Origin of the sequence: Microbacterium arabinogalactanolyticum, from assembly GCF_030268005.1 — a bacterium.
Lineage (GTDB): Bacteria > Actinomycetota > Actinomycetes > Actinomycetales > Microbacteriaceae > Microbacterium > Microbacterium arabinogalactanolyticum.
Genome location: NZ_BRZC01000004.1, coordinates 1190443 through 1206798 on the forward strand (window position 1 = coordinate 1190443; position 16356 = coordinate 1206798).

General features: G+C 70.7%; 14 protein-coding genes. 6 read left to right on the plus strand and 8 right to left on the minus strand.

Annotated features, from left to right (window positions below; genetic code table 11):
- Position 1: 1 nt before the first annotated feature.
- The 4 genes from MIAR_RS10100 to MIAR_RS10115 form a co-directional block, all read right to left on the minus strand.
- Entirely contained in the window at positions 2–1192 is a 1191-nt protein-coding gene (locus tag MIAR_RS10100) for a sensor histidine kinase (protein ID WP_285634992.1), read from the minus strand.
- A 159-nt stretch (positions 1193–1351) separates the two neighbouring features.
- On the minus strand, positions 1352–2143 hold the full coding sequence (locus MIAR_RS10105; protein ID WP_285634995.1) for a class I SAM-dependent methyltransferase: 792 nt from the start codon (positions 2141–2143) through the stop codon (positions 1352–1354).
- A 67-nt stretch (positions 2144–2210) separates the two neighbouring features.
- Positions 2211–3329, minus strand: coding sequence for an AMP-binding protein (locus MIAR_RS10110; protein WP_285634997.1), 1119 nt, complete (start codon positions 3327–3329; stop codon positions 2211–2213).
- Positions 3330–3363: 34 nt separating this feature from the next.
- Positions 3364–4275 carry a 1,4-dihydroxy-2-naphthoyl-CoA synthase gene (locus tag MIAR_RS10115; protein WP_285635000.1) on the minus strand — a complete coding sequence of 304 codons (912 nt, stop codon included), beginning with the start codon at positions 4273–4275 and terminating at the stop codon, positions 3364–3366.
- 57 nt (positions 4276–4332) lie between these two features.
- Between MIAR_RS10115 and MIAR_RS10120 the strand changes: the two genes are divergently transcribed.
- Positions 4333–5034 carry a peptidylprolyl isomerase gene (locus MIAR_RS10120; protein WP_285635002.1) on the plus strand — a complete coding sequence of 234 codons (702 nt, stop codon included), beginning with the start codon at positions 4333–4335 and terminating at the stop codon, positions 5032–5034.
- A 69-nt stretch (positions 5035–5103) separates the two neighbouring features.
- On the opposite strand, the gene MIAR_RS10125 is transcribed toward MIAR_RS10120, so the two are convergent.
- Positions 5104–6060: a permease prefix domain 1-containing protein gene (locus tag MIAR_RS10125; protein ID WP_285635003.1), complete on the minus strand. Its 957-nt coding sequence runs from the start codon at positions 6058–6060 to the stop codon at positions 5104–5106.
- A 1-nt stretch (position 6061) separates the two neighbouring features.
- Positions 6062–6397, minus strand: a complete 336-nt coding sequence (locus tag MIAR_RS10130; protein ID WP_285635006.1) for a PadR family transcriptional regulator — start codon at positions 6395–6397, stop codon at positions 6062–6064.
- Positions 6398–6481: 84 nt separating this feature from the next.
- On the opposite strand from MIAR_RS10130, the gene MIAR_RS10135 reads away from it, so the two are divergent.
- Both MIAR_RS10135 and MIAR_RS10140 read left to right on the plus strand, forming a co-directional pair.
- Positions 6482–7501 carry a GNAT family N-acetyltransferase gene (locus tag MIAR_RS10135; protein ID WP_285635009.1) on the plus strand — a complete coding sequence of 340 codons (1020 nt, stop codon included), beginning with the start codon at positions 6482–6484 and terminating at the stop codon, positions 7499–7501.
- Positions 7502–7522: 21 nt separating this feature from the next.
- Positions 7523–8497, plus strand: a complete 975-nt coding sequence (locus MIAR_RS10140) for an o-succinylbenzoate synthase (protein WP_285635012.1) — start codon at positions 7523–7525, stop codon at positions 8495–8497.
- Between the two features lie 4 nt (positions 8498–8501).
- Here MIAR_RS10140 and MIAR_RS10145 read toward each other — a convergent pair whose 3' ends face one another.
- Positions 8502–9119, minus strand: coding sequence for a TetR/AcrR family transcriptional regulator (locus MIAR_RS10145; RefSeq protein WP_285635015.1), 618 nt, complete (start codon positions 9117–9119; stop codon positions 8502–8504).
- A gap of 139 nt (positions 9120–9258) precedes the next feature.
- Between MIAR_RS10145 and MIAR_RS10150 the strand changes: the two genes are divergently transcribed.
- The 3 genes from MIAR_RS10150 to MIAR_RS10160 all read left to right on the plus strand — a co-directional run bounded on the left by MIAR_RS10150 (position 9259) and on the right by MIAR_RS10160 (position 14838).
- Positions 9259–12105: an MMPL family transporter gene (locus tag MIAR_RS10150; protein WP_285635017.1), complete on the plus strand. Its 2847-nt coding sequence runs from the start codon at positions 9259–9261 to the stop codon at positions 12103–12105.
- Positions 12102–14078, plus strand: coding sequence for a YhgE/Pip domain-containing protein (locus MIAR_RS10155; protein WP_285635021.1), 1977 nt, complete (start codon positions 12102–12104; stop codon positions 14076–14078). The genes MIAR_RS10150 and MIAR_RS10155 overlap by 4 nt, the downstream gene beginning before the upstream one ends.
- Positions 14079–14226: 148 nt before the next feature.
- Positions 14227–14838, plus strand: coding sequence for a 2'-5' RNA ligase family protein (locus MIAR_RS10160; protein WP_285635023.1), 612 nt, complete (start codon positions 14227–14229; stop codon positions 14836–14838).
- Here the strand turns inward: MIAR_RS10160 and MIAR_RS10165 are convergent.
- Positions 14825–16339 (minus strand): leucyl aminopeptidase family protein, encoded by a 1515-nt coding sequence (locus MIAR_RS10165; RefSeq protein ID WP_285635025.1) that lies wholly within the window; start codon positions 16337–16339, stop codon positions 14825–14827. The genes MIAR_RS10160 and MIAR_RS10165 overlap by 14 nt on opposite strands.
- Positions 16340–16356: the final 17 nt, after the last annotated feature.

The following is a 16356-nucleotide window of genomic DNA, read 5'->3' on the forward strand; positions in this document are numbered from 1 at the left end:
CCTACGCACCGATCGGGAGCGTCGCTCGGACGACGAAGAACCCGCCCTCGCGCTGCGCGTTCAGCGTTCCGCCGACCAGCTGCGCGCGCTCGCGCATCCCGACCAGCCCGTGTCCACCGGTCGGCCCGGAGGGCGCGGTCGCGACACGGTTGCGCACCTCCACGTCCACACGGTCGGCCCACCACGACAGCCGCACGTCCACATCGCCCTCGCCGTGCCGAAGGGCGTTCGTGAGCGCCTCCTGCAGGATGCGGTAGACCGCGAGCTGGATGCTTCCCGGCGGCTCCCCCGGCGGCATCGGATCCACCGTGACGCGGGGCTCGATGCCCGCCTGACGCACCTGCGCGAACAGGGTCTCCAGATCGGCGAGGGTCGGCTGCGGGCCGTCGCCCTGCCGGTGCCGCAGCTGGGTGAGCAGCATCCGCACGTCCGACAGCGCGGCGCGAGCGGTCTGCGCGATCGTGACCATCGCCTCCTGCGCCAGCTCGGGTTTCGCGACCGCCGCGTACCGGGCACCGTCGGCCTGGGCGATCACGACAGCCAGGGAGTGCGCGACGATGTCGTGCATGTCTCGCGCGATGCGCACCCGCTCCGCCTCCTCGGCGGCGGATGCCTCGGCCTGCAGCTGCGCCAGGCGCGTCTGCCGGCCGCTGGCGACCGAGCGCCACAGCAGGCCGGAGCCCCACGCGATCACGAGCGCGAAGCCGATGCTCGTCGCCGCGAGCACGGCGATCATCGACACACGTGCGGCGGCGTTCAGCAGCCCATCGGACGTGATGACCGACGACAGCTGCAGCAGCGCGATGTAGAGCCCGGCGACCACTCCGCCGCCGACGGCCGACGCCCCACCCCACCACAGCAGGCGACGAGTGCCCCAGGCACCGGTGGCGAAGAGCACGGGGAAGACCGCGATGTCGAACGCGACCGGTGGGAGACCCGCGGCCATCTGGATGACGGCCGCGGCCCAGGCGATGGCGAGCGCGAGCGGCGGTGAGAGCCGCGAGATGGCCGCCGCACCCCACATCGCGACGGCGACGATCACCAGCACGCTCGCCGACAGCCACTCGGGCTGCACCCACGGGCTGAGCGGGCCGGCGCTGAACAGGAACGAGAGCGGCAGGGTGATCAGCAGCCCCAGCGCGCTGCCGACGACGTCGACGATGAGCCAGGTGCGGGAGACGGGGCGGATCACACTCTCACGCTACGGGACACGTGCGCGGCGGGCATCCGCCTGGAGATGTATCCGCGGGCAGTGCGCCACAACTCCGGAGATCCGAGGGGCGGGGGCGGGATTTCGGCCTACCGATACGTCCAGCAGCAGGTTTCTCCGGAGTCGTGTCCGCCTGGCGTCTCAGACCCGGCAGAGGATCTCGCCGTGCGGAACCAGGTACCAGCCGTCCCCGTCTGCGGCCCACGCACGCCAGGCGTCGCTGATGCGCCGCAGATCGGCATCCGTCGCCATCCCGGATGCGGTGAGCTGGCGGGCGAGGGCGGACTCCAGGATGCGGTCCGCCCACATCCCTCCCCACCACTCGCGCTCCGTGGGGGTGGCGTAGCACCAGGTGGATGCCGTGGCCGTGATGTCGGTGAACCCGGCGGCGCGCGCCCAGGCGAGCAGGCGACGTCCGGCATCGGGCTCGCCGCCGTTGGCCCGCGCGGCCTCGCGGTACAGCCGCAGCCACTCGTCGAGCTCGGGCAGCAGCGGAAACCAGATGAAGCCGGCGTAGTCGGCGTCACGCACCGCGACCGTGCCACCGGGCCTGGTGACCCGTCGCATCTCGCGCAGCGCCTGCACCGGATCGCCGACGTGCTGCAGCACCTGGTGCGCATGGACGATGTCGAAGCTGCCGTCGGCGAAGCTCAGCGCATGCACGTCCTCGACCGAGAAGTCGATGTTCGTCGCGCCGCGTTCGGCCGCGAGCGTCTGGGACAGGCTGAGCGCGTCGGCGTTGATCTCGGTGGCGGTGACACGACCCACGCGGCTCGCGAAGTCGACGGTGATGGTGCCGGGGCCCGCCCCGACGTCGAGCAGGTGCGCGTCTGCGCTCAGGAGCGGCTCGAGGTAGGCCGCGGAGTTCGCGACGGTGCGGGTGTTGTGCGAGCGCAGCACCGAGTCGTGGTGCCCGTGGGTGTAGACGGCCATGCCGGTCAGCCTAGGCGCCGCACGGGAACGCGTCGCACCGCGTTTCACCGAGGCAGCGCGCGAACGCTCAGTCCCGGGGCGGGACATCGTGGATCATCCGCCGCAGCAGCTCGCGATCGGGCTTGCCGGATGCCAGGAGCGGGATCTCCCCGCTCTGCAGCGAAACCGGGCGGGCATGCCGGCCGATCTTCTCGGCGACGCGCGCACGCGCCTCATCCAGCATCCGTCCTCCGTCGCCGGCGCCCCCGTCGGCGAAGATGATCGACGACTCCCCCCAGCGCTCATCAGGCATCCCGAGCACGACCGCCTGCTCCAGCCCCGGCACGCTGCGCACGACCTGCTCCACCCGGTCGAGGGAGATGTTGATGCCGCCGGAGACGATCACGTTGTCGAGGCGACCGTGCACCTCGACCTCGCCGTCGAGGATGACGCCGCGGTCACCCGTGCGGTACCAGCGGGTGCCGTGCTCGTCGGCTTCGAACACGCGCGCCGTGAGGGCGGGATCGCCCAGGTAGCCGTCGGCGAGCATGGGCCCGCTGAGCCGCAGCTCGTCGTCGATCAGCCGCACGGAGACGCCACCCAGTGGGATGCCGTCGTAGACGCAGCCGCCGCTGGTCTCGCTCGATCCGTACGTGTGCACGTACGGGATCCGCAGCTCGGCGGCGCGCATCCGGATGACGTCGGACAGCGCCTGCCCGCCGACCAGGATCGCCTCGTGGGCGCGCAGGGCGGCGAGCACTCGCGGATCGTCGGCCGCGTCGACCAGCGTCGCCAGCTGAGCGGGGACGATGGAGATGTACCGGCTCCCCCGGTCGGCCGTCTCGATCAGGGCATCCGGGGTCAGCTTGCCGTCGAGGAGGATCGGATCGGTGCCCGCGAGAAGGGAGCGCGCCAGCACCTGCAGACCCGCGACGTATCCGGCCGGGAGTGCGAGCGTCCATCGTCCGGAGCCGATCCGCTCGGCTGTCGCCGTGCCGCTCGCCTGCAGCGCGGCTGCGCTGAGGATCACGCGCTTGGGGATGCCGCTGGAACCCGAGGTGGCGATCACGGCGGCGGTCCCGTCCGGAACCTCGTCAGCGGATGCCGGGGTGAAGCCGAGCGCGAGCGGCCGGACGCCGTCGAGTGCCGCCGGCAGCGCTTCGAGCACCGCGCGCGCGTCGCCGCCGTCGATCGGATGCAGCCTCATCGCGACTTCGCCTCCCCGGACGTGGCCGACATCGTCAGAAGTGGTACGGGAAGGGCGACCAGTCCGGGTCGCGCTTCTGCAGGAACGCGTCACGGCCCTCGACGGCCTCATCGGTGCCGTAGGCCAGGCGGGTGGCCTCGCCGGCGAACACCTGCTGACCGACCATGCCGTCATCCACGGCGTTGAAGGCGAACTTCAGCATCCGGATCGCCGTGGGCGACTTGGTCAGGATCGTCCGCGCCATCGCGAGCGCCTCGCGCTCGAGGTCGGCGTGCGGCACGACCCGGTTGACGGCCCCCATCTCGTAGGCGCGCTGCGCGGAGTACTCCTCGGCGAGGAAGAACACCTCGCGGGCGATCTTCTGGCCGGTCTGGCGCGCCATGTACGCGGAGCCGTAGCCGGCATCGAAGCTGCCGACGTCGGCATCCGTCTGCTTGAACCGGCCGTGCTCGGCGGAGGCGATGGTCAGGTCGCACACGACGTGCAGCGAGTGGCCGCCGCCGGCAGCCCAGCCGGGGACGACGGCGATGACGACCTTGGGCATGAAGCGGATCAGCCTCTGCACCTCGAGGATGTGCAGCCGACCGGCGCGCGCCGGATCCTGCACGGCGGTGTCGGACTCGCTGTACTTGTAGCCGTCGCGGCCGCGAATGCGCTGGTCTCCGCCCGAGCAGAACGCCCACCCTCCGTCCTTCGGGCTCGGCCCGTTCCCGGTGAGCAGCACGGCGCCGATGCGCGGGTCCTGCCGGGCGATGTCGAGCGCGCGGTACAGCTCGTCCACCGTGTGCGGGCGGAAGGCGTTGCGCACCTCAGGCCGGTCGAAGGCGATGCGGGCGACCCCGCCGTCGCGCGAGACGTGCGCGGTGATGTCGGTGTAGTCCGCGGCGCCCGGTGCGAGCACCCATTCCGCCGGGTCGAAGATGTCGGAGACGAAGTCGTCGGTCACGGCATCCAGCCTATTCCGGCACGAAGGATGCCGAACCTCGTCGCGTACGATCTTCGGGTGCGCACTCCCGTGAAGAACCCGTCCCGTGTCCGCCTCGCACTGCTGGCGCTGAGCGCCGCGGCGGCGTTCGCCCTCGCCGGGTGCGCCTCGGCTCCTGGCGCCGCACCGCAGTCCTCCGGACAGCCGAGTGCGTCCCAGACGCAGGCATCCGGCGCCTGCACCTATGCGCCGGACGGCTCGGCGGCCAAGGACGTCACGCCTCCCCCGGCCGATCCGACGGCCACCGGCGAAGCGCCCGTGACAGTCAAGACCAGCGCCGGCGACCTGGCGATCACCCTGGACGGGAAGTCCGCACCCTGCACGGTGAACAGCTTCCTGTCTCTGGCCGCGCAGGGCTTCTACGACGGCACGAAGTGCCACCGACTCACCACCCAGGGCATCTTCGTGCTGCAGTGCGGAGACCCGACGGGCACCGGCGCCGGCGGCCCCGGATACGCCTTCCCCGACGAGCTGAAGGGCACCGAGACGTACCCGGCCGGCACCCTGGCCATGGCGAACGCCGGCCCGAACACGAACGGCTCGCAGTTCTTCATCGTCTACGCCGACACGCCGCTGCCGGCCAAGTACACGGTGTTCGGCCATCTCGACGAGGCGAGCACCAAGATCGTGGCCGACATCGCCTCCGCAGGCACCGAGGACGGCGGCCCCGACGGAGCGCCGAAGAAGCCGGTCACGATCGCCTCCATCGCCCAGGGCTGATGTCGGTCTGACAGACGCGGGTCGCGTCCCGGAGAGCTTCCGGGACGCGACCTCTGGGAATGCCGCGCGTCAGGCGGTGATCGCCGTGCGCCGGGCCTTCATCCACCCGTCGATGATGTCCCACACGGCGATGCCCGCGACGGCGACACCGGCGAGCACGGCCAGCACGGCCAGGGCGCCCGAGTCCACGCCGTTGCGGGTGAACACCGCGTGCACGAACTCGGGGGCGAACAGCATCCCGCGCCCCAGCAGCGTGAGGAACAGACTCGCCGTGCACAGGGCGACGGCGGTGTTGAACACCGCGAGCCCGGTCGACCAGCTGCCGCGCGCGTAGACCGCGATCGCGATCGCCGCCTCCGCGAGCATCAGCACCAGCACCGCACCCATCCACCACGGCCACAGCGCATGGTCGATCACGCTGATCGCCTCGCCGTCGACGACGGTGACGCCGCGGAAGTGATCCCACAGGAGCGCCGCCGCGAAGATCGCGAGCATCACGAGCGAGCCGATCAGATCACCTCGACCCGCACCCCGCCCCGGTTCCTGCGGCAGCTGATCCACGTCCCATTTCGAGGTCGATTCGGAGCCGGTGCGCTCGAGGATGACGAACACGAGCGTCGTCCAGAACGACACGTGCACGATCGCTGAGAGCGCCGTCGCGATGCCCTCCCCGATCATCGGTCCGATGCCCTCACCGGCCACGGCCTTGCCGATCGCCACCCCGACGAAGGCGCAGGCCGGCACGGTCGCGAGCAGCAGCGTGAGCACGCGCCACCAGAACAGGTAGTACTTCGGTCCGATCAGGTGCAGCGGCCGGTCCGCATAGCCCGCGGCGAGCGCGGCCGGATCGCCCAGGTCGGTCAGCACGGCGCGCTCGGCCTGCTCCAGGGGCTCGCCCTGTTCGGCGCGGGCGTCGACGGCATCGGCGATCGAGGTCTGCAGCTCGTCCCGCACCTCGGCCTGCAGCTGCTGAGGCAGCCTGCGGACGGTCGCGGTGATGTAGCGGTCGGTCAGCGTGGCGGTCATGTCAGTTCTCCTCTTCACGGAGCGCGGCGGTCGCGCTCGCGATGGCGGCGACCTCCTGGGTCAGGGTGTCGGCGAGGCGGATGCCGGATGCCGAGGTGCGGTAGAACTTGCGGGGCCTGGCCTCGTCGGTGTTCCACTCGCTGTCGAGGTACCCCTGCTTCTCGAGCCTGCGCAGCAGCGGATACAGGGTGTTGGCGTCGGTGGGGAACCCGGCGGATGCCAGCTGCTCGAGCAGCCCGTATCCGTAACCGGGGGTCCGCAGCAGCTGCAGGCTGGCCAGCACGACCGTGCCGCGTCGCAGCTCCTGCAGATGTCCGTCGAACTCACTGTCGTTCATGTCTGGAACTATATTGTGTGTCGCACACTATTGTCAATCACCCATCGTTATATCCGGGACGTGACGGCCTCGTAGGCTGGGAGCATGGCAGCCGCTCTCGAGATCCGCCGGGTCGATCCGTTCCACACCGCCGACGTCGACTCCTGGTGGGAGGCGTACGCGAGTGCACGACGCGAGGAGATGGGCGAGAACGCTCTGCTCTGGTCGCTCGAGGAGAGCCGCACCGAGTTGCAGCAGGACTCCGCCACGACCGACCGCCGCGCCTATCTGGCCGTGCTCGACGGCGCCGTCGTCGGCTCGGGCTCGCTCGCGCTGGGACTCAAGGACAACCTTCACTCCGGGATGATCAACGTCACCGTGCCGCCGCAGTTCCGTCGCCGCGGCATCGGCTCGGCACTGCTCGCGCATATCGAGGCCGAGGCCGTGGCCGCCGATCGCCGGGTGCTCCGCGGCGAGACGGCGTGGCCGGCGTCCGCTCCCGCCGACGGCACCGGCCGGCCCGGGCGCGAGTTCGCCCGTCGGCACGGGTACGAGATCGCCCTCGGCGACTTCCAGAACCGGCTCGCACTGCCGGTCGCGGATGCGGTGATCGACCAGCTCCTGGACGGGGCACCGGCCGACGGCTACATGATCCGCAGCTGGACCGGCCCGGTGCCGGAGGACCTGGTCGCAGAGTGGGCCGCCCTGGACGCGCTGCTCGACGTCGAGGCCCCGATGGGCGATCTCGACCTGGAGGCGCCGTCGTCGGAGGTCGAGGACTTCCGCGCCCACGAGCGGATGATGGCGCAGCAGCACCGCACCTCGTTCGGCACCGTCGCACTGGCACCCGACGGCCGCATCGCGGCCTACACGCAGCTGGTCCACTCGGCCGACGACGGCAACGCCTACCAGTGGGGCACGCTGGTGCGTCGCGAGGACCGCGGTCACCGGCTCGGGCTGCGCATCAAGCTGGAGAACCTGCGGCGGATGCAGCGCCATGGCGCCCGCATCCCGTGCATCCACACGTTCAACGCCGAGTCGAATGAGCACATGCTGGCCGTCAACAAGATCCTGGGATTCGAGCCGACGGGGCGGATGGCGGAGCTGCAGAAGCGCCTGAGCTGAGGCACCGGGCATGATGGACGCATGACGCCGCCGCTCGCCGACATCCTCGCCACCGCCCGTGTGATCGCCGTGCCGATGAACACCCGGTTCCGCGGTGTCGACGTGCGCGAGGCGCTGCTGTTCGAGGGACCGCAGGGCTGGGCGGAATTCTCGCCGTTCGTCGAGTACGAGGATGCCGAGGCGGCGACCTGGCTGCGGGCGGCCATCGACTTCGCGTGGGAGGCGCAGCCCGCTCCCCTGCGCGACCGCATCCCGGTGAACGCCACGGTCCCTGCAGTGGACGCCGCGCGCGTCGCCGACGTGCTCGCCCGGTTCGACGGATGCCGCACCGCCAAGGTCAAGGTCGCCGAGCGCGGCCAGGAGCTGGCCGACGACGTCGCGCGGGTGCGCGCGGTGCGCGAGCTGATGGGCCCCGAGGGTCGCATCCGCATCGACGCCAACGGGGGCTGGAACGTCGACGAGGCGGAGCATGCGATCCACGCACTCGGCGACTGCGACCTGGAATACGCCGAGCAGCCCTGCGCCACCGTCGACGAGCTCGCCGAGCTGCGCTACCGGGTCAAACACATGGGCATCCCGATCGCCGCCGACGAGAGCGTGCGCAAGGCCGCCGACCCGCTCGCCGTCGCCCAGGCGAAGGCGGCCGACCTGATCGTCATCAAGGCGCAGCCACTCGGGGGCATCAGCCGCGCGCTGTCGATCGTCGCCGAAGCGGGGCTTCCCGCGGTGGTCTCCAGCGCACTCGACACCGCCGTCGGTCTCGCACAGGGCGCTGCTCTCGCGGCATCCCTCCCCGAGCTGGACTACGACTGCGGGCTCGGCACAGCCTCGCTCTTCGCCGATGATGTGGCCGATGCGCGCCCGGTCGCAGGCTCCATCTCGGCCGCGCGGGTCACCCCGGATGCTGCCGCGCTGGCACGCCTGGAGGCGACGTCCGACCGGCGCGCATGGTGGCTGGCCCGACTGGAGCGATGCCACGCCCTCCTGAACGCCTGAGCGTTCACGCCCGCATGAGCTCCACCATCCGGCCGAGAGCCTCGCTGCCGACACGGCGCAGTCGGTCGGAGTCGTCTCCGCCCATCGCGCCGCGCACGGTCATCCCCTCCCACACGACCATGAGCAGGCGCGCAGCCTCCTCGGCATCGATGCGCAGGCCGAACTTGCCGGTGTCGACGATCTCCTGGATGATCGCAGCGATGCTGCGCACCATCTCGCGCTCCTGCGCCAGATAGGCGGTCCCGAAGTCCGGATCCCGCAGCGCACGGATGCGGATCTCGCTCATCAGCATCACGCCCACCCGATCATCCGCGCCGGAGTCCATGATCTGCTGCACGAGATCGACGGGATCGCAGTCACCGAGGGCGTCCGCACCGACCAGCACACTGACCCGCTCACGCACCGCACCCAGCCGCACCTCGCCGACGGATGCCGCAAGGGTCAGGAACAGCTCGTCCTTGGACTCGAAGTTGGAGTAGAACGCACCGCGCGTGAAGCCGGCGCGCTCGCAGACCGCCTCGACCGTGGCGCCCTCGAGCCCGATCTCGGCGAACACCTGGGCGGCGGCCTCCAGCAGACGGGCTCGCGTGTTCTCGCGGCTCCGTGTGACGGGTGTCGACATCACTCCTCCTGGGGACCAACTCTTTCACGAGACGGCCGCCGGATGTTCACATCCCGCGCACAGCATCCGGCCTCGCTCCTGACTTACGATACATCTACGTATTGAATACACCCGTGTATCGAACTCGTGCGGAGGTCGCGTGTCCACTCTCCTGTCGTCGCTGGGTCGCTGGTCGTACCGGCACCCCTGGCGCGTGCTCGTCAGCTGGCTCCTCGTGCTCGGCATCGCCGGCGGCGGTGCCCTCGTGCTCGGTTCGGGAACCGACAACACCTTCTCGATCCCCGGCACGGAATCGCAGGCGGGCCTGCAGCAGCTCGAGCGCACCTTCCCGCAGGTCAGCGGCACGAACGCGCAGTTCATCGTCGTGGCCGCGCCCGGCGACGACATCCGCGATGCGCCGTACAAGGACGACATCGAGCACACGATCTCGAAGCTGAAGGACGTCGACGACCGGGTGCTCGCCGTCTCATCCCCGTACGACGAGACGGTCACCGGCATGATCAACGCCGAGCACTCCGCCGCGATCGTGCGCATCCAGTTGGAGGGGCAGTCCAGCAACATCCCGGCGGGCGTCAGGACCGCCCTGCAGGACACCGTGAACGCGCTCGGACCCGAGCTGCCGAAGGGGTCGCAGGTCGCACTCGGCGGCGACCTGTTCGCCATGGCCATCCCCACCATCACCCTCACCGAGGCGGTCGGACTGGTGATCGCACTGCTCGTGCTGATCGTCACGTTCCGCTCGTTCGTGGTCGCAGGGCTCCCGCTGCTGACCGCGATCCTCGGCGTGGGCATCTCGATGGCCGGCATCTTCGCAGCGACCGCGTTCGCCACCGTCTCCTCCACCACTCCCCTGCTCGCACTCATGCTCGGGCTCGCGGTCGGCATCGACTACGCGCTGTTCATCGTCGCGCGGCACCAGGACCAGGTGCGCGCGGGCGTCGATCCCGAGGAGTCCGCCGCGCGCTCGGTCGGCACCGCAGGGTCCGCCGTCGTCTTCGCGGGTGTCACGGTGCTGATCGCCCTGATCGGCCTCGGCTTCGCCGGCATCCCGTTCCTGACCACGATGGGCATCGCCGCGGCCGTCGCCGTCGCCGTCGCCGTCGCGATCGCGGTCACCCTGACTCCGGCCTTCCTCGGCTTCCTGAAGGGCCGCGTGGCGGGGCGGGTCCGCGCCGAGCGCCCGGCGAACAAGGCGAAGAAGGATGCTGCGCCGAGGACTCGTCGTCCGGGCTCGCAGCGCTGGGTCACGGGCGTCACGCGCCGCCCGATCCTCGTCACGGTCGCGGTGGTGCTGGGCCTGGGGGTCGTGGCGGTCCCCGCGCTGAGCCTGAACCTCGCGCTGCCGAACGCCGGCGTGCTGCCGAAGGGCTCCGAGGCCCGCGTCAGTTACGACCTCACCGCAGACGAGTTCGGCGCCGGCTTCAACGGCCCGCTGATCCTCACCGGCACGATCGTCACGTCGACCGACCCGCTGAACCTGATGAAGGACCTCGGCGATGCCGTCGCGAAGATCCCCGGTGTGAAGGAGGTGGCCCTCGCCACCCCGAACGAGACCGCCGACACCGGCATCGTGCAGATCATCCCGACCACCGCGCCCGACGACCCGAAGACCGCCGACCTGGTGCGCGAGCTGCGCTCCCACCACGACGAGTGGCAGAAGGAGTTCGGCATCGACCTGAAGGTCACCGGCTTCACGGCCGTCGCGATCGACATCTCCGATCAGCTCGGCGCGGCCCTGCTGCCGTTCGGGGTGTTCGTGATCGGGCTGTCACTGATCCTGCTGACGATCGTGTTCCGCTCGATCTGGGTGCCGGTCACGGCCGCGGTCGGCTACCTGCTCTCGATCGTCGCCGCATTCGGCGTGGTCGCGGCGGTGTTCGAGTGGGGCTGGTTCGCGGACGCCCTGCACGTGGCCCGCACCGGGCCGATCATCAGCTTCATGCCGATCGTGCTGATGGGTGTGCTGTTCGGACTGGCGATGGACTACCAGGTGTTCCTCGTCTCGCGGATGCGCGAGGACTACGTGCACGACCCGTCCACGGATCGCCGCGAGGCGGCGCGCAATGCCGTGCGCAGCGGCTTCTCGAGCAGCGCGCGAGTGGTCACCGCGGCTGCGCTGATCATGTTCGCCGTGTTCGTCGCGTTCGTGCCCGAGGGGGACTCCTCGCTCAAGCCGATCGCCCTGGGGCTCGCCGCCGGCATCGCGATCGATGCCTTCCTGGTGCGCATGACGCTGATCCCCGCCGTGATGGCGATCCTCGGCGAGCGCGCCTGGCGCATCCCGCGCTGGCTGGAGCGCATCCTGCCGCACGTCGACATCGAAGGCGAGGCCGTCGAGCGCGAGCGGTCGCTCGCCGCATGGCCGGGCGACGACAGCATCGTCGCCGCCGACGACCTGACGCTCTCCTCCGCGGACATCTCCGGCGCCCGCCTGCGGCTCGAGCCCGGTGGCGCGCTGATCGTCACGGGCGCCCCGCATCGCACGCTGCGCGCACTGTCGCTCATGGTCGCCGGACGCCTCAAGCCGGATGCCGGCAGGCTGCGCGTCGACGACCACCTGCTGCCGGGCCGTGCCGCCTGGGTGCGCTCGCGCGTCGGCGTCGTCATGCTCGGCGAGGCGGATGCCGCGGCACAGGTCTCCGAGGCGCTGCGCGGGCGGACGCGCCTGGTCGTACTCGACGGCGTCGACCGGCTCACCGCCCCGGAGCGCGACCAGCTCGCCGCCCGCCTGCGGGATGCGGGCCCCGACGTCGCCGTGCTCGCGACCGCCGTGGACCCGGCCGCCGCGCAGGCGCTGCTGACGGATGCCGGCCGCACCGCGGCATCCGTCGCCGACCTGCGCGCCCCCTCCTCCTCTGTTCCCGCCGAGACCCCCACTTCCCGTCCAGACCCCCAGCTGCAGGCAACCGCAGGTAGGGGTGTCGACGGCAGCACGGGGTCTCGGCAGACCGATTCCTCCTCCGACACGACCGAGGTGACCGCATGACCCTCCCCATCGAACGCGCGCGCTCGCGCCGCCCGATCACCTGGCTGACCCTGATCGGCGTGCTGCTGCTGCCGGCCCTGATCGGCGGCATCCTCGTCACCGCGCTGCAGAACCCGACCGAACGGCTCGAGTCCATGACGGCAGCGGTCGTCAACCTCGACAAGCCGGTCACCATCGACGGCCAGTACACCCCGCTCGGGCGTCAGCTGGCCTCGGGTCTGGTGAAGGGCTCGGACGACGTGGACTCGAACCTCACCTGGGTGATCTCCAACGAGGAGGACGCAGCGAAGGGGCTCGGCGACGGCACCTATCAGGCGGTCGTGACGATCCCGAAGTCCTTCTCTGCGGATGCGACCTCGGCGGGCACCGCCCTGAAGAAGGGGAAGGATGACCCGCAGCAGGCGAAGATCACCGTCACCACGCCTCCCGACGGCCGCGTGGCCGACGACCTGATCACCAACCAGATCGCATCCGTGGCGACCTCGACCATGGGCACGATGCTCAGCGAGGCCACGGTGGGCAACGTGCTGGTCGGCTTCACGACGATCGGCGACCAGATCGGGACGGCCGCCGACGGCGCGGCCAAGCTCGCCGACGGCGCACGATCCGCAGCGGACGGCGCGGCTGCACTGCCCGACGGGGCGACCAAGCTCGCCGACGGTGCGAACGGTCTCGCCGGTGGCGCGGACAAGCTCGCGGGCGGACTGGGCACGATCTCGTCCAAGGCGCGCGAGGCCGGAGCCGGCGCGTCCCAGCTCGGACAGGGCCTGACCGCGGGAGCCGCCCAGCTGGAGCGCAACGGCATCGTGCCCGATGAGCTGTTCTACGGCGCGAACGGCGCCGCACAGGCGACCACCGGCGTGGCGGACGGCGTTGCCGGTGTGAAGTCGGGTGTCGACGACCTGGTCACCGCGTGCGGGCTGCGGGTGCCGGGCGCGGATCCGCTCCTCGACAAGGTGTGCGCAGGTCTGACCGAGCTGCAGGCGGGCATGCCCGAGCTGACCGAGGGAGCCACTCAGGCCAAGGCTGCCGCCGCCGGGACCGCGGCGGGCCTCCAGGCTCTCGACAAGGCCGCTCCCACCGAGATCGCCAAGCAGATGCGCACGGCCGGCACCGCAGCCTCCCAGCTGGGCGGCGGGCTCGGCCAGCTCGCCGATGGCGTCTCGCAGTCGGCATCCGGCGCCCGTGCCCTGGCGTCCGGCGCGACCCAGCTCGGCGACGGGGCGACAGCCCTGGCCGAGGGAGCGGGCAAGCTCGCCGACGGCGTGAGTGCCCTGGCCGGCGGATCGAGCGACCTCGCCGACGGCCTGAAGACCGCGTCGACCTCGCTGCCGTCCTTCGACGAGCAGCAGTCCACCAAGCTGGCCTCCGTGATCGCCGACCCGGTGAAGGCCTCGGCGTCCGGCGACATGTTCGGCCCGACCGCGATCCCGCTGCTGTCGGCGGTCGTGCTGTGGTTCGGCGCACTGGCCTCATTCATCGCGCTGCGCGCCGTTCCGGGCAATGCGCTGACCTCGCGGCGCTCGTCGTTCGGCATGGTGCTGCGCGGGTTCTGGCCCGCTGCGGCGCTCGGCGCGGGCCAGGGCGTGCTGGTGGCGCTGATCGTGCAGATCGTCGCCGGCTACGACGCGGCGACCTGGTGGGGCTTCGCCGGTTTCGCCGTGTTCGCCGGCATCGCGTTCGCCGCGGTCAACCAGGCGCTCGTCGCCGTGCTCGGCGGCATCGGCCGCTGGATCAGCGCTCTGGTCGGCGTCCTGGCGGTGGCCACCGGCCTCATCTCCACGATCCCGGCCTGGCTGGCGGGTCTCGGTGCCGCGATGCCGACGGCCCCCGCACTCGGCGGCCTGATCGTCCCCAACGGCGCCGCGTTCGCCGGTCTCGTGGTGTGGGCGGTGCTGTCACTGGGCGCCGCGACCCTCGCCGTGGCGACGCGTCGCACGACCTCCGCGAAGCAGGTGCTCGCCACGGCCTAGCATCCGCTCCTCCGCTCCCCCGCTTCCGGAGCAGGAGGATTGCCGAGGACAGGACGATGTCACGCGAGATCCTCCTGTCCTCGGCGTATGTCCTGTTCTCGAGGACATGAGACGGCGCGCCGGAACCACTGCCGGGTAGCGTCGTCGCATGGCGCGCGACTTCATGACCGACCCCGGGCAGCTGCGAGACCTGGAGGGACAGCAGTACGTCGTGCTGCGGCCGACCGGCGCCGTCATGCACGAGTGGGATCGGAGCCGCGATGCCGCGCACAGGCGCCTGGGCGGGACCGTGCGCTACCCGGGTGCCGCGCACGTCACGCTGCGGGGATTCTACGAGCCGGAACGCGTCGACGAGGTGCGGTCCGTCATCGGCGATTGGGCCGCGCAGCAGCATCCGATCGAGATCGTCACCGAAGCCGTCGACTCCTTCCCCGCGCCCTGGCAGATCGTCATCGCGAGGCTCGCGCGCACCCCGTCACTCGTGCACGCCTATGCGTCGCTGACCGATGCGCTCGACCGCACCGATCTGCGCCGCATCGGCGAGCTGCCACTGGACGACTGGACGTTCCATCTGTCGACGGTCTACGCGAAGGCGCTGGATGCCGAGGACTGGGCGCGGCTCGCATCCGACACGCGTCACGACTACCCGACGCCGCCGGTGGAGACGGTCGCCGAGGTCGAGCTGGTGACCTATCGGGACGCCACCGAGCACCGCGAGGTGATCGCTCTCGGCAATAGAATTCCGGTCACGGACGGGTGAACCTCCGAGCCACATCGAGCAGCAGTCGCGCCCCGAAACCGGTGGCACCCTTGGTGCGCCAGGAGTCGTCAGAATCCGTCTGCATGGTCCCGGCGATATCGAGATGGGCCCAAGGCGTGCCGCCGGTGAAGTGGTCCAGGAACAGCGCCGCCGTGATCGTCCCGCCGTAGGGTCCGCCGAGATTCGAGATGTCGGCGATGTCGCTGTCCAGCTGCGTGCGATACCTGCGCTCCAGAGGCAGCTGCCAGATCGCCTCATCCGTCGTCGCCGATGACTCCTTCAGCAGCCCGATCATCCGTTCATCATTGCCGAGCAGGGCTGCCACCTTGGCTCCGAGGGAGATCAGGGCCGCACCCGTGAGCGTGGCGATGTCGATGATCGCGTCGACATCCTCCTCGTTCGCCAGCGCGAACGCATCGCTCATCGCCAGGCGCCCCTCGGCATCCGTATTCTTCACCTCGATCGTGGTGCCACCACGGGCAGTGAGCACGTCGCCGAGCTTGTACGCCGAGCCGGAGGGCATGTTGTCGGTGCACATCAGCCAGCCGAGCACCTCGGCGGTCGCACCTGCGTCGCGCAGCGCAGTGAACGCGCCGAGTACGGCGGCGGCTCCGCCCATGTCCATCTTCATCAGCAGATGCATGGGATCGCTGGGCTTGAGGCTGATGCCACCCGAGTCGTACATGATGCCTTTGCCGATCAGGCCGAGTCGACCGGTCGGGTCGTCAGACGGCCGGTACCGCAGCACGATCATGCGCGGCTCCTCAGCGGAGCCTTGATTCACGCCGAGGAGGCCTCCGCAGCCCATCGCGATCAGCGCATCCCGGTCGTGGGTCTCCACGTCGAAGCCGAAGCGCCGACCGAGAGACATGGCAATCTCGCCCATGTCGGTCGCAGTCAGGTGGCCAGGCGGAGTGTTGGCCAGGTCGCGGGCCACGACTGCGGCACGTGCGGTGACCAGCGCCGCACGCACGGCGGCGTCGTCGTCGGCAGGATCGGATGTCTCTGTCCCGAGATCCACGGTCAGCGCCTCGAGCGGCACGTGCTTCGGGTCGGAGAGCAGCGGAACATACCTGTACCGCGCGAGTAGCGCACCCTCAACGAGAGCGCTGATCGCATCCACGCGGTTCACGACACCGGCATCCACGCGCAGGGCGATGCGTGAGCGTGATGCCGCGGCACGCACCACCGCAGCGCCGGCCTCACGCAGGGTGGCGACCGAGACCTCCGACGCCTCCCCCAGGCCGACCGCGATCAAGTCTGGACCGTCCGCGCGGGGCAGAACGAGCGTGGTCCCGGCGGCACCCTCGAACCCGGCATTCTTCAGCGCCTCCCGATCGAAACCGAGTTCGGCGGGCACCTCGCCGGTGACCGGCACGCCGATGCCGATCGCCTGCGCATCCCAGGCTTCCCCGACATGAACGTGCGCGGCGTCCAGCGCATCCAGGCCTGGCACGGTCGCGAAGTCAGCGGGAATCAGCTTGTTCGGGCTGCGGGTCATGAGCGTTCTCCTTCTCG

Coding starts and splice junctions, on each gene's coding strand:
- MIAR_RS10160 (WP_285635023.1), top strand. CDS start 14,227: ATGGCGCGCGACTTCATGACCGACCCCGGGCAGCTGCGAGACCTGGAG.
- MIAR_RS10155 (WP_285635021.1), top strand. CDS start 12,102: ATGACCCTCCCCATCGAACGCGCGCGCTCGCGCCGCCCGATCACCTGG.
- MIAR_RS10145 (WP_285635015.1), bottom strand. CDS start 9,119: ATGTCGACACCCGTCACACGGAGCCGCGAGAACACGCGAGCCCGTCTG.
- MIAR_RS10135 (WP_285635009.1), top strand. CDS start 6,482: ATGGCAGCCGCTCTCGAGATCCGCCGGGTCGATCCGTTCCACACCGCC.
- MIAR_RS10105 (WP_285634995.1), bottom strand. CDS start 2,143: ATGGCCGTCTACACCCACGGGCACCACGACTCGGTGCTGCGCTCGCAC.
- MIAR_RS10165 (WP_285635025.1), bottom strand. CDS start 16,339: ATGACCCGCAGCCCGAACAAGCTGATTCCCGCTGACTTCGCGACCGTG.
- MIAR_RS10125 (WP_285635003.1), bottom strand. CDS start 6,060: ATGACCGCCACGCTGACCGACCGCTACATCACCGCGACCGTCCGCAGG.
- MIAR_RS10130 (WP_285635006.1), bottom strand. CDS start 6,397: ATGAACGACAGTGAGTTCGACGGACATCTGCAGGAGCTGCGACGCGGC.
- MIAR_RS10110 (WP_285634997.1), bottom strand. CDS start 3,329: ATGAGGCTGCATCCGATCGACGGCGGCGACGCGCGCGCGGTGCTCGAA.
- MIAR_RS10140 (WP_285635012.1), top strand. CDS start 7,523: ATGACGCCGCCGCTCGCCGACATCCTCGCCACCGCCCGTGTGATCGCC.